13 protein-coding genes and 1 riboswitch are annotated in these 13829 nt (G+C 34.1%); all 13 genes read right to left on the bottom strand.

Annotated elements, in window-relative coordinates; genetic code table 11:
- Positions 1–140 precede the first annotated feature (140 nt).
- The 13 genes from trxA to MARIT_RS12510 all read right to left on the bottom strand — a co-directional run bounded on the left by trxA (position 141) and on the right by MARIT_RS12510 (position 13828).
- Entirely contained in the window at positions 141–458 is a 318-nt protein-coding gene (gene trxA / locus MARIT_RS12570) for a thioredoxin (protein WP_024741276.1), read from the bottom strand.
- A gap of 186 nt (positions 459–644) precedes the next feature.
- Positions 645–1598, bottom strand: coding sequence for a methylenetetrahydrofolate reductase [NAD(P)H] (gene metF / locus MARIT_RS12565; RefSeq protein ID WP_024741277.1), 954 nt, complete (start codon positions 1596–1598; stop codon positions 645–647).
- A 9-nt stretch (positions 1599–1607) separates the two neighbouring features.
- On the bottom strand, positions 1608–4283 hold the full coding sequence (gene metH / locus MARIT_RS12560; RefSeq protein ID WP_100211687.1) for a methionine synthase: 2676 nt from the start codon (positions 4281–4283) through the stop codon (positions 1608–1610).
- Positions 4284–4292: 9 nt separating this feature from the next.
- Positions 4293–5297, bottom strand: coding sequence for a homocysteine S-methyltransferase family protein (locus MARIT_RS12555; RefSeq protein ID WP_100211686.1), 1005 nt, complete (start codon positions 5295–5297; stop codon positions 4293–4295).
- A 53-nt stretch (positions 5298–5350) separates the two neighbouring features.
- Positions 5351–5463: riboswitch (SAM riboswitch) on the bottom strand.
- Positions 5464–5527: 64 nt separating this feature from the next.
- Entirely contained in the window at positions 5528–6418 is an 891-nt protein-coding gene (gene cysM, locus MARIT_RS12550; RefSeq protein WP_100211685.1) for a cysteine synthase CysM, read from the bottom strand.
- Positions 6408–7178, bottom strand: coding sequence for a serine O-acetyltransferase EpsC (gene epsC / locus MARIT_RS12545; RefSeq protein WP_100211684.1), 771 nt, complete (start codon positions 7176–7178; stop codon positions 6408–6410). The genes cysM and epsC overlap by 11 nt, the downstream gene beginning before the upstream one ends.
- Positions 7178–7507: a 2Fe-2S iron-sulfur cluster-binding family protein gene (locus MARIT_RS12540; RefSeq protein ID WP_024741282.1), complete on the bottom strand. Its 330-nt coding sequence runs from the start codon at positions 7505–7507 to the stop codon at positions 7178–7180. Before MARIT_RS12540 ends, epsC begins: the two co-directional genes overlap by 1 nt.
- Positions 7508–7534: 27 nt before the next feature.
- Positions 7535–8590, bottom strand: a complete 1056-nt coding sequence (locus MARIT_RS12535; RefSeq protein ID WP_024741283.1) for an NAD(P)/FAD-dependent oxidoreductase — start codon at positions 8588–8590, stop codon at positions 7535–7537.
- A gap of 109 nt (positions 8591–8699) precedes the next feature.
- Entirely contained in the window at positions 8700–9281 is a 582-nt protein-coding gene (locus MARIT_RS12530) for a precorrin-2 dehydrogenase/sirohydrochlorin ferrochelatase family protein (protein ID WP_100211683.1), read from the bottom strand.
- A complete protein-coding gene (gene cobA, locus MARIT_RS12525) occupies positions 9278–10045 on the bottom strand; it encodes a uroporphyrinogen-III C-methyltransferase (protein WP_024741285.1) in 768 nt (255 codons plus the stop codon). Before cobA ends, MARIT_RS12530 begins: the two co-directional genes overlap by 4 nt.
- A 4-nt stretch (positions 10046–10049) precedes the next feature.
- Positions 10050–12152, bottom strand: a complete 2103-nt coding sequence (locus MARIT_RS12520) for a nitrite/sulfite reductase (RefSeq protein WP_024741286.1) — start codon at positions 12150–12152, stop codon at positions 10050–10052.
- Positions 12153–12220: 68 nt separating this feature from the next.
- Complete coding sequence (locus MARIT_RS12515) at positions 12221–12568, bottom strand: 4Fe-4S dicluster domain-containing protein (RefSeq protein WP_024741287.1); 348 nt, start codon at positions 12566–12568, stop codon at positions 12221–12223.
- Between the two features lie 12 nt (positions 12569–12580).
- Positions 12581–13828, bottom strand: coding sequence for a sulfate adenylyltransferase subunit 1 (locus MARIT_RS12510; protein ID WP_024741288.1), 1248 nt, complete (start codon positions 13826–13828; stop codon positions 12581–12583).
- Position 13829 lies beyond the last annotated feature (1 nt).

The following is a 13829-nucleotide window of genomic DNA, read 5'->3' as shown; positions in this document are numbered from 1 at the left end:
TATTTTATGCAGCTTAAAATAAACAAAAAAGGAGGTAAAAAAGAAAATAAAAAGGAAATAGTTTTCATTTTAAGAGGAGGTCTAAAAATAAAAAAGTTTGACTTTATGTCAAACCTTTTTATTTTTAAGGGATGTTGTTCTTATAGAACAGCATCAATTTTACCAGTGTACACATTTTTAGGAGCTACACCCACTTGCTTATCTACAACTTCTCCGTTTTTAAAAACTAAAACAGTAGGGATGTTTCTAACTCCATATTTTGCTGCAAATTCTTGATTAGCATCTACATCAACTTTACCAACAATTGCTTTTCCTTCATACTCTGTATGAATCTCATCAACGATAGGTCCAACCATTCTACATGGTCCACACCAAGCTGCCCAGAAATCAACTAAAACAGGCTTGTCCGATTTTAATACTACTTCTTCAAATGTTGCATCTGTAATTTCTAATGCCATTTTATTTTTAATTTAAATTGTTATTCGTGTTAATTCTACAAAAGTAATCAAATATTTTGCCAAAACAATTGTATAAAAATTACTTTTCTTTATCAGTCTATTGAGGGTGTTTATCCTTACACTTTATTAATGTTTTCTCTGTAAATGAGCATATTGAACAAACCTTTTATTGAAAATAGATAATTATTAAAAAATTTCCTTGGCAATTGCTTTGATGTTTGTGGATTTTCCCATAGAATAATAGTGGAGTACAGGAACATTAGATTTTAAGAGCTCTTTAGATTGATGAATAGCCCATTCTATGCCAATTTGTCTTACTTCCTTATTGTTTTTACATTTCTCAACTGCATCAATTAATGTTTCAGGAAGATCAATTTTGAAGACTTGGGGAAGTAATTGTAAATGCCTTTTTACGGCAATAGGCTTTATACCTGGAATAATAGGGATATTGATACCTGCTTTTTTAGCGGCAGATATAAAATTAAAATATTTTTTATTGTCAAAAAACATCTGAGTAACAACATAATTAGCTCCTGCATCAACTTTTTCCTTTAGCCTTTTTAAATCGGAGTTCAGAGAAGGAGCTTCAATGTGCTTTTCGGGATAGCCAGCAACACCAATACAGAAATCAGATTTGTGATCAGCTTCAGTAATGCCATGAAGGTACTTTCCTTGATTTAAATTTTGAATCTGATCTACTAAGTTTTTAGCGTACAAATGACCTCCGTGGGTGGCTTCAAAATATTTTTGATGATTCATTGCATCTCCTCGGAGTGCCATCACATTATCAATACCTAAATAGTGGCAATCCACTAATAAATATTCGGTTTCTTCTTTGGTGAACCCTCCGCATAAAACATGAGGGATGGTATCTACGTCGTATTTATGTTTAATGGCAGCGCAAATGCCTAAGGTACCGGGCCGCATTCTTGTAGTTTTTCTATCAAAAAGTTCTTTCTTTTTAATGTAAATATATTCTTCTCTAGAAGTAGTTACATCTATAAAAGGAGGCGAAAACTCCATTAGAGGGTCTATGTTTTGATATAATTCTTGAATGTTTTTGCCTTTTACAGGAGGAACTATTTCAAAAGAAAAAAGTGTTTTTCCATTGGCTTTTTTTATGTGATCTGTTACTTTCATAATATAGGTTTAGTTATCAGCAATTGTTGGGTGTAGCCATTTTCTGGACTTTTCTAAAGTGATGTTTTTTCTTGCGGAAAAATCTTTTACCTGATCGTCAGTTATTTTTCCTAATCCAAAGTATTTAGCTTCTTCGTTAGCAAAATAGTAGCCTGAAACAGCAGCAGCTGGCCACATGGCTAAGCTCTCTGTTAAGCTAACTCCAATTCGTTGCTCGACACTTAATAATTGCCATATCGTTTCTTTTTCTAAATGATCTGGGCAAGCTGGGTAGCCAGGAGCAGGGCGAATGCCTATATAGTTTTCCTTTATTAAGTCATCATTAGTTAAGTTTTCATTCGTTCCATATCCCCAGTGCTTGACGCGTATTTTATAATGTAAATATTCTGCAAAAGCTTCTGCGAAGCGATCCGCTAAAGCTTGTACCATTATAGCGTTATAATCATCCTGATTATGTTTGTATTTTTCAGCTAATTCATCGGCTCCAAAAATAGCAGTACAAAAAGCTCCCATATAATCAGTTTTACCTGTTTTTTTAGGAGCAATAAAATCAGCTAAAGCAAAGCTAGGTTTGTCCTCTCGCTTTTTTAATTGTTGACGAAGTGTTCTGAAAACAGCTATTTCTTTTCCTTTTTTTTGAATAGAAATATCGTCATCATTAATTGTATTTGCTTCAAAAAGCCCAAAAATACCTTTAGCCTTAAATAGTTGTTTTGAAATGATTTTATAAAGCATTTTTTGGGCATCTTTATACAAACTACTAGCTTCTTTTCCTACAACTTCATCTGTTAAGATATTAGGAAATTTTCCATGTAAGTCCCACGATCTGAAAAAAGGAGACCAATCTATAAAAGGTACTAATTCTTTTAAACTGAGTTGTTCTAGTGTTTGGATACCAAGTTCTTTAGGTTTTGTAATATTTGTGGTATTCCAATTAATTTTAAACTTCCGATTACGAGCTTCTTTTAAAGAAATATAAGCTTTAGATTTCCCTCTTTTTAAGAACTTATTACGAAATTCTTCATAATCTTTTTTAAGTTTAATAGTATATGCATTTTTGGTTTTTTTATTTAATAAGTCTCCTACAATAGTAACAGCTCTAGAAGCGTCATTAACATGAACTACTGCATTTTTATATTGGGTGTCTATTTTCACAGCAGTATGTGCTTTGGAGGTTGTTGCACCACCAATTAATAAAGGAATTTGGAGTTGCTCTCTTTCCATTTCCTTAGCTAAATACACCATTTCATCTAATGAAGGAGTAATTAATCCGCTTAAGCCAATAGCATCAACATTTTCTTTTTTAGCAGTTTCAATAATTTTTTCAGGAGGCACCATAACCCCTAAATCAACAATTTCATAATTGTTGCAACCTAAAACGACAGCCACTATATTTTTACCAATATCATGAACATCTCCTTTCACAGTTGCCATTAATATTTTTCCAATAGCTTTTTGTTTTTCGCCTTTTTCTGCCTCAATAAAAGGGTTTAAATAAGCAACAGCTTTTTTCATAACTCGGGCAGATTTTACTACTTGAGGTAAAAACATTTTACCTTCTCCGAATAAGTCACCAACAACATTCATACCGGTCATTAAGTGCCCTTCAATAACTTGTAAAGGACGTTCAGATTTTAATCTAGCCTCTTCAGTATCTTCTATAATAAAGGCATCGATTCCTCTTACCAAGGCATGAGTAATTCTTTCTTGTAAAGGCAGTGTTCTCCAAGCAAGTACTTTGTCATTACTTTCTTTTTTATTTCCTTTTATAGTCTCAGCAAAATCTAGCAAGCGCTCGGTAGCATCTTCTCGTTTATCTAATATAACATCTTCAATATAGGTTAATAAGTTCTTAGGAATGTCATCGTAAACTTCTAACATTGCAGGGTTTACAATTCCAATGTTCATTCCTGCTTGTATGGCATAGTATAAGAATACGGAATGCATTGCTTCACGTACGGTGTTATTTCCTCTGAATGAAAAAGAAACATTACTAACTCCTCCGCTAACACTAACATTGGGTAGGTGTTTTCGAACCCAGCGAGTTGCTTCAATAAAGTCAATGGCGTTTTTTCGGTGCTCTTCCATACCCGTAGCTACAGGAAATATATTGAGATCGAAAATGATATCCTCAGAAGGGAATCCAACTTTGTCAACTAATATGCGATAAGAACGTTTTGCAATTGCTATTCTTCTATTGTAATTATCTGCCTGTCCAATTTCATCAAAAGCCATTACAATAACAGCGGCACCATACCGTTTAATTTGGGTAGCCTCCCAAACAAATTTTTCCTCGCCTTCTTTTAAGCTGATTGAATTAACAATGCATTTTCCTTGTACGACTTGCAACCCTGCTTCTATGATTTCCCATTTGGAGCTGTCAATCATAATAGGAACTCGGCAGATGTCTGGTTCAGATGCAATTAAGTTAAGAAACCGAACCATGGCTTGTTTCCCATCAATAAGACCATCGTCCATATTGACATCAATAATTTGAGCTCCTCCATCTACTTGATGACGAGCAATAGCAAGAGCTTCATCAAATTTTTCTTCTTTAATCAATCTTAGGAATTTACGAGATCCAGCCACATTTGTACGCTCACCTACATTGATAAAGTTGCTATCAGGAGAAATAATTAATGGTTCTAAGCCTGATAGTTGCATGTATTTTTGTTGTTGATTCATTTTATGATATTAGTGCGTTTGATCAAACGTTTCTCTTGGTTTGTATTTTGAAGCTATTTGGGAGATTGCTTTAATATGGTTAGGGGTTGTTCCGCAGCAACCTCCAATAATATTAATTAAATTCTTTTTTAGATACTCTTCTATTTGCAATGCAGTTTCTTCAGGAGTTTCATCATATTCACCAAAAGCGTTTGGTAGTCCTGCATTTGGGTGTGCAGAAATTGCAAAATTTGTTTTAGAAGCAATTGCTTCTAAGTGAGGCTGTAGCAAGTTGGCTCCTAAAGCGCAATTAAACCCGACGGATAATAGAGGGATATGAGAAACAGAAATCAGAAAAGCTTCCGCAGTTTGTCCAGAAAGAGTTCTTCCAGAAGCGTCTGTGATCGTTCCAGAAACCATGATAGGAACTGTAATATTCCGCTCTTGTTTGACTTCTTCGATAGCGAATAGAGCAGCTTTGGCATTTAAGGTGTCAAATACTGTTTCAACCAATAGTATATCAGCTCCACCATCAAGTAAAGCTTCTGCTTGTTGTTTGTATGCTATGCGAAGTTCATTAAAAGTAATTGCTCGATAGCCAGGGTCGTTTACATCAGGAGACATACTTGCCGTTCTATTTGTGGGGCCCATGGCTCCAGCTACAAATCGAGGTTTACTAGGAGTGTTTTTAGTAAACTCTTGGGCAACTTGTTTCGCTATTTTAGCAGACTGATAATTTAATTCATATACCAAATCTTCCATTTGATAATCAGCCATGGCAATGGTTGTTCCAGAAAATGTATTGGTTTCAACAATATCTGCACCAGCGATAAAATATTTACGGTGTACCTCTTTTACTGCTTCAGGCTGAGTAATTGACAGTAAATCGTTATTACCTTTTAAAGGTATTGGATAGTTTTTAAAACGTTTTCCACGAAAATCATCTTCAGTAAATTTATATTCTTGAAGCATAGTTCCCATAGCTCCATCGAGTACGAGAATTCGTTTTTGTATTTCTTGATAAATGTTGGGCATTTTCCTGATATTTAAGTATGATGTTATCAGGAAAAGAGAGAGAAAAAATCTTTTCGTTATCTCTCCGCAATATAATGCGGTAGAATGTAGCACCTTCTTTGTATAAATAAACAAAGGGTTGCTAAGGTTTCATAGGGTCTAATCCCTCCACCTTTCTTGATAACACTTATAAAGTTAATGAACTATTATGGTGCAAATAAACAAACTTTTTTTGAATTTTGCATAAGTTTTTAGTAATTATATAAATTGGATGATAAGTATCGGTCTCCTATATCACAAATAATTGCAACAATAACGCCTTTTTCTATTTTATGAGCTACCTCTAAAGCAACGTGTACTGCACCACCGCTGCTCATTCCTCCAAAAACTCCTTCTTGACTGGCTAGTTTTCGAGTCATATTGCGCGCTTGATTTTCGCTCACTTCAATGATTTCATCTACTTTAGAGCGATCAAATATTTTTGGGAGATATTCTTTAGACCATTTTCGAATACCTGGTATTTTAGAGCCGTCAGTAGGTTGAGCTCCTATAATTTTTATGTTTGGATTTTGTTCTTTTAAATACGTAGATACGCCCATAATAGTTCCAGTAGTTCCCATGGCCGAAACAAAGTGGGTTACCTCTCCTTCGGTATCCTTCCATATTTCAGGACCTGTTGTTTTGTAATGTGCTTTCCAATTATCATTGTTTTCAAATTGATTGAGCATAAAGTAACCTTTCTTATAGCGAATGCGTTGCGCTAAGTCTCTTGCTCCTTCAATACCTTCTTCCTTAGGAGTTAAAAGAACTTCGGCTCCATAAGCCTTCATCGTTTTAATACGCTCTTCGGTAGCATTTTCAGGCATTACTAGTGTCATTTTTAAACCAAGAATATTTGAAATGAAAGCAAGCGCAATGCCTGTGTTTCCACTTGTAGCTTCAATTAAATGATCTCCTTTTTTAATATTCCTTCTGTTTAGAGCTTGAAAGATCATATTATAGGCAGCTCTATCTTTTACGCTTCCGCCAGGGTTATTGCCTTCTAATTTTAATAATAAGCGTACGTCTTTTTTATGTATAACATTACTAACTTCTATAAGTGGAGTATTTCCTACAAAATCGGTTATCTTTTTAGTCTTCATTGTGTGTTTTTTTTAAAATAATTTTGTTTTCTGATTGATAAGTAACTAATGCATTTTCAGGAATAGAGGAGGTAATACAAACGTTTGCTCCAATAATGCTGTTTTTGCCAATAATAACGTCTCCTCCTAAAATGGTAGCATTTGCATAAATCGTTACATTGTTTTCAATAGTAGGATGCCTTTTAGTAGCTGCAAGCTCTTTTTTAACTTGAATGCCTCCTAGAGTGACTCCTTGGTATATTTTTACATTATGTTTAATTGTGGTTGTTTCACCGATCACAATTCCTGTTGCATGATCTATAAAAAAAGAGCGTCCAATAGTGGCTCCTGGATGAATATCAGTGCCTGTTACTCCGTGAATATATTCACTCATCATTCTGGGTAAAATACGAACATTTAATTTAACCAATTCGTGACTTAACCGATATACAGCTATAGCATGAAATCCGGGATAAGCCAAATATACTTCTTCTAAACTTTTGCAGGCAGGATCATTTTGTTCAAAAGCGATAGCGTCTAGGTCTAATTTTTCCCTGATCCTTATAAAACGATCTCGGTAGTTATTCCATATTTCTTGCGCGTCTGGAATGGATAATCTACTTGCTATTTTAAAGAATTTTTCCTCTATGCTTTTTTGATTCAGTAGTTTGTATTCTTCATCAAATAGTGAATAGAATAAGCTTTTTGTAAAAGTTTCAACAGTATCTTTTAAACAGATATTATAATTCTTTAAAATATTTTTTTCTATGCTATTGTTCATTATGTTTCTGGTGCTAATTCTACCTCTAGACCATCTAACGGAGGTGTTATTTGGATTTGACATCCTAATCGGCTATTCTCTGCTACATAAAATGCTTCTGCTAGCATCATGTCTTCATCTGGTGTCATTTCAGGCAATTGATGATCAGATTTTATATAGCATTGACAAGAAGCACACATTGCCATGCCTCCACAAATACCTATAGTGCCTTCTTCAGCCAACTCGTAGGAACGAACAACCTCCATTAGATTCATTGCCATATCAGTCGGAGCAATTAGTTCATGCATTACACCTTTTCTGTCGGTTATTTTTATAGTAATATCTGACATTTTATGATACTTATAAAGAGTATTAAATTAGTTAATTGCTTTGACTACTGCTTTTGGAGCTTCCTTTTTGGATCCATCAAAACCTTCTACACCTCCAACAGTTGTATATTTCATTACGTATTTTTTGTCTGGGTGAATTCGTTGAAAGGCACTTTGGCACATTAAAGTAGCTTCGTGGAAACCACATAAAATCAACTTTAATTTTCCAGGATAAGTGTTGACATCTCCAATAGCATAAATTCCAGGAATGTTTGTTTGGTAATCTAATGCATTGTTTACTTTGATAGCATTCTTTTCAATTTCTAGTCCCCAATTAGCAATAGGACCTAATTTAGGAGACAAACCGAACAAAGGAATAAAATGGTCGGTGTCATAAACGTATGGGGTTTTTCCTTTTTCTACTATTTGGACTCCTGTAACGTGTTCCTTTCCGTAGATCTCTTTGATTTCGGCAGGGGTTATTAGGTTGATTTTTCCGATGTCTTTTAGTGCTTGAACTCTCTCTACAGAGTCAAGAGCACCTCTAAATTCATTTCTTCGATGCACTAATGTTACTTCAGAGGCAATATCTGCTAGGAAAATAGACCAGTCTAGCGCAGAATCTCCACCACCAGCAATTACTACTTTTTTATTGCGATAAACTTCAGGTTCTCTAATCATATAAGCAACACCTTTGTCTTCAAAATTGGTAATGTTAGAGATAGGAGGTTTTCTAGGTTCAAAGCTACCTAGTCCACCGGCAATGGCAACAACTGGCGCATGATGTTTGGTGCCTTTGTTTGTGGTAACAATAAATGATCCATCATTTTGCCTCTCAATAGTATCAGCACGTTCTCCTAATGTAAATCCAGGTTCAAATTGTTTGATTTGCTCTAATAGATTTTTAGTTAAATCTCCTGCCAATATTTCAGGATAAGCAGGTATGTCATAAATAGGTTTTTTAGGGTATATTTCGGAGCATTGTCCTCCTGGTTGAGGCAATGCATCTATTAAGTGACATTTTAGTTTTAGCAGGCCTGCTTCAAAAACAGTAAATAATCCTGTTGGTCCCGCTCCTATAATTAGTATGTCTGTTGTAATCATTTTTTTTCTAATTTATAAACCATTATAAAGTATTCTCTATTTGTAAAAAAGGTAAGTTCCAAATGCTATTTTTAGTATAGATTGGCATACGGTATAGCGAATAATGATTTTAGTGTATTAACTTTTCTGTTAATTTATTTAATGTTTCTACTTTTTTCTCAAAACTACCTTTGATAGTTTTTCTGAACTTATTTAAGTTTTCAACCAACTCATTGATATCTTCAGGAATAACCTCTTCAAAAAACTGACGTAATCTTTTAGCAGTTGTAGGAGATTTTCCGTTTGTTGAAATAGCTATTTTTACATTTCCTTTTGTTACGATACCTCCTAAATAAAAGTCGCATAAGCTTGGTGTATCAGCTACATTTACTAATATATTATGTTGTTTACAGTCATTATATACCTGTTTGTTAACTTCAAGGTTGTCGGTAGCTACAATTGCTAAATCTTTGTTTTTTAAGTAAATATTGCTATAGAAGCTTTTGGTAATTTCTACTTGATGTTTTTGAGCTAAATTGATTATTTCAGGCAATATTTCAATAGCTACTATTTCAACTTTTGCATCAGGACTTGATTTTAACAAAAAGCTTAGTTTTTCCAATCCTACATTTCCTGCCCCTACTAATAGTATATTTAGTTCATGTGTTTTTAGGAAAATAGGGTAGAGGTTATTTCGTTTTTTTTGAGTCATACGGCAATACTGGTGTTTATTTGAGATTGAATATTGTAAAGCTCTTTCCTGTTGTTAACGACTTCTCCTAATATTATAATTGCAGGATTACTCAATTTCTCTTTATCAACGACGTCCTGAATTGTATTTACAGTACCAATGCCTACTTTTTCTTGTGAAGTAGTTCCGTTTTGTATGATTGCAACAGGTAAGTGCCCTTTCTTTTCTTGTTGAAAAAGTTGTATGATTTGTGAAAGTTTTCCCATTCCCATTAAGATGACCACAGTAGCACTAGATTTTGCAGCTAACGCAATATCATTTGATATTTGATGTTGCTTTGTAGTTCCTGTAATAACCCAAAAACTTTCAGAACTTCCACGCTTGGTTAACGGAATGTTTTGAGATGCAGGTACAGCTAATGATGAAGAAATTCCAGGAACAACTGCTGTTGCTAAACCAAATTTAGCGGCATATTCGATTTCCTCTGCACCTCTTCCAAAAATAAAAGGATCACCGCCTTTTAAACGTACTACATGTCCATGCGAATGACCACGGTTTACAATTAGCTCATTAATTTGTTGTTGTTGATAGCGATAGCATCCTCGCCTTTTACCTACAAAAATAATTTCAGCATTAGGATTCACATATTTTAGTAAATCATTGTTTACTAAAGCATCGTATAGAACAACATCCGCTTTTTTTAATGCGTTGATCGCTTTTAAGGTGATTAACTCAACGTCCCCTGGCCCTGCGCCAACTACGGTCAATTTAGGTAGGTTTTTCATTGTTTTATTTTTCTAAAGATGCCTTTCTATATACATCTATTGTTTGATAAAATGATTTAGTTTCGTTTAAGTATTTTTCAGCAAAATCAGCCGTAGGTTTATTCTTTTTTATTTGATAAACAAAGTCTGCAAATGTTGTTGGTAACTTAATTTTTTTAGTAACTATAAAAGTTTCTTCAAAATTAGAAACAATACTTGCTTGCGTATTAGTTTTAACACCTGATGCAGTTAATAGTGCTTTTGCTGTATTAATGATTGCTGAATAAGAATGGTAAATACTATCAGACCACTGCTTACTGTTGAAAGCCTCAGTTGCATTTTCTATTTTTTCTTCGCTTTCAAATAATAAGGTTGCAATTAAATCAATAACAACTCCTGCACATTCTCCAACTCCAATGGCTTTTACGTAGTTTTTACTATGCCCCCAGTCAATAAAATCATCTTCTTTTAGATTAGAAGTATCTGATAAGTGCTTTAATAAATCATAGAAGTAAGTTTTTCCATTTCTGTCATAATAAGCTAAGAAATCTTCATGGGGTTGCTTATGAGTTTCAAAATCATTTAATAGAAGACGTAAAGACTCAGGGCCTCTTTTACTAGGAATCTTTATAAGTTTATCAGAAAACCGACCCTTTCCATTTCCTATAACGCCTCCACCAACAAGCACTTGTAAGGCAGGAGCTAATAAGTTTCCTACTTTTATAGACATTCCTTGAAAACCGATATGTGCCATGTTGTGCTGTCCGCAGGCATTCATACAACCACTGATTTTGATGGTAATATTCTTATTATTTACATATTGAGGGTATTCCGATTTTAAAACTCGTTCAAGTTCAGCGGCTATTCCTGTACTACTAGCAATTCCTAAATTACAAGTATCTGTACCTGGGCAAGCAGTGATATCAGTTACACTATTATATCCTGCTTCTGTAAAACCTAAAGCTTTTAACTTAACGTAAAACAAAGGCAATAGTTCTTTACGTACATGTCTAATTAAGATGTTCTGACGTAAAGTAAAACGAAGTTCGTTGGCGCCGTATTCTTTTATTAAATCAGCGAGCAAGCGAGCTTTGTCAGTATAAAAATCGCCCAAATGAACTTTGATACCGATAGCGTATAAATCCGCTTGCTTTTGTTGGATTACATTTGTTTCTTTCCACAACTCAAAAGCAAAAGAATCATCTATCTTTGTGTTAGGAATTTTAGTTTTAGGAAAAGAAATTTCCTTTTCAAAAGGAGAGGTGTCTATTGGATAGTGTTGATAAGCAAGAGCGCTTTGTTCTTCTTGAACTAGTTGTAGAAAAGAAGAAATACCTAAGTCTTTAACTAAGAATTTTAAGCGAGCTTTGGCTCTTTTAGTTCGTTCTCCATATCTATCAAAAACACGTAAAACTCCTTCAATCGTTGGAATTAGTAGAGAGGTTTCTAAAAACTCATATATCACTTCTGCATGACGAGGTTGTGATCCTAGTCCACCCCCTAATAATACTTTAAACCCTTTTGTTTCTTTTCCGTTTATATTTTTAGTTTTAGCTATAAATCCTAAATCATGTATAAAGCTCAAAGCGGTATCTTTTTCTGTTGCCGAGAAAGACATTTTAAACTTTCGTCCCATTTCTTGACAGATAGGGTTTCGTAGAAAAAACTGAAAAGTAGCATGAGCATAAGGAGTAACATCAAAAGGTTCTTCTATGTCAATGCCAGCTGTTTCAGAAGCAGTAATATTTCTAACAGCATTTCCACAAGCTTCTCTTAGAGTGATATCATCTTTTTCTAGTTGTGCCCACAATTCAGGAGTTCTGTCTAAACTCACATGATGAATTTGTATGTCTTGGCGAGTTGTAATGTGCAAGCGACCTCTTGAGTATTCGTCAGAAACATCAGCAATTCTATGCAATTGTTCACTGGTAACTTTACCATAAGGTAATTTGATGCGAATCATTTGCACTCCTAATTGACGTTGGCCGTAAACACCTCTTGCTAAACGCAAACTTCTAAAACGCTCTTCATCTATTTGACCTTCTTTAAATAAACGAATTTTACGCTCTAATTCCAGAATATCTTTTTCTACAATTGGGTTTTCTATTTCTGTTCTAAAACTTTGCATATTGTTGTTGCTTATGAGTTTATATTATATTTCAAATAAAATGATGTTATCTAAGCCTTGTATTATTTTTAATGGTGTAAAAACTTTTGCTTAGCCAAAAGCTCCTCTTCTGTTTCAATGTTTTCGTCATCAGGAACACAACAATCTACAGGACATACTGCAGCACATTGAGGTTCTTCATGAAAGCCTTTACATTCTGTGCATTTATCAGGAACAATGAAATAATATTCATCCGATATAGGTTCTTGAGCATCATTAGCATCTATTGAGTTCCCATTTAGTAACTGTATGTTTCCTGTTAATGAGGTTCCTTCGTTGTAATTCCAGTCCACTGCTCCTTCATAAATAGCTGTATTAGGGCATTCAGGTTCGCAAGCCCCACAGTTAATACATTCATCTGTAATTATAATGGCCATATGATTTTATGTTTATTGAATAAAACCGACTCCTGCGGTATTATTTGTTTTCGGATTGATGAGAATAAAAGTTCCATTTGCTTTATTCTTTTGATAAGTATCAAAAAATAAAGGCTTACTTACTTTTAAGGTTACTTCACCTATTTCGTTTAATTTTATTTCTGAAGGAGTCTCTTTTCTTCCAGAAAAATCGGTTCTAATAATACTGTTCAAAGAGATTATTTTTGCTTGTGCATCGCTCACTCCGTGTTTTATAAAATATTTGTCAGAAGCAAGTAGCGGTGTTTTATCCATCCAACAAATAGTAGCATTCAATTGTTTTGCAATTACGGGTTCTTCATTCGTTTTTACTAACATATCACCTCTACTTACATTTACATTGTTTTCTAATGTAACAGTAACAGCACTTCCTTTTTTGGCATGTGAAAATTCTTTATCAAAAAAGTGGATGCTTTTAATTTTCGATTTGGTAGTAGAGGGTAATATTGTAATTTCATCGCCAACCGTTAAGTCTCCTCCATACAGCTTACCAGCATAACCTCTAAAATCGTGGTACTCTTCAGTTTTAGGTCTTATCACTGTTTGCACAGGAAAGCGCATTTGAGAAGTTTCTTCTAAATCTGTTGATTCTAAGTTTTCTAAATGATTTAATAACGTATCTCCTTGGTACCAAGGAGTGTGTTCAGATTTTTCAACAACATTATCTCCTTTCAGAGCAGATAGAGGAATAAAAGTTAATTTTTGCTCTTGATAAGTGCTTTTACTAGCTAGGTTTTCAACTTCTTTTTTTATGTTATTAAACTGCTCTTCAGAATAACCAACTAAGTCCATTTTATTAATAGCAATAATGATGTTTTTAACCCTTAACAGAGTATTGATAAAGAAGTGACGATAAGTTTGTTCAATAACTCCATTACGCGCATCAATTAATATAATAGAAGCTTGAGCATTTGAAGCTCCTGTAACCATATTTCTAGTATATTCAATATGCCCAGGAGTGTCAGCTATGATAAAACTGGTTTTTGGAGTAGCAAAATATATATGCGCAACATCAATAGTAATTCCTTGTTCTCTTTCAGCTATTAATCCATCAGTAGCTAACGAGAAATCTAAATAATCAAAGCCTTTTTGTTTACTTTTTTCTTGAATTGCTTCTAGTTTATCATCTGTCAATGAGTTTGTATCGTATAAGATACGTCCAATTAAGGTACTTTTGCCATCATCTACGCTTCCTGCTGTTGCTATTTTTAGTACATTCATT

Source organism: Tenacibaculum maritimum NCIMB 2154 (assembly GCF_900119795.1).
GTDB lineage: Bacteria > Bacteroidota > Bacteroidia > Flavobacteriales > Flavobacteriaceae > Polaribacter > Polaribacter maritimus.
The sequence above is the reverse complement of the archived record's forward strand: the minus strand, read 5'-3'. Positions and strand labels throughout refer to the sequence as shown.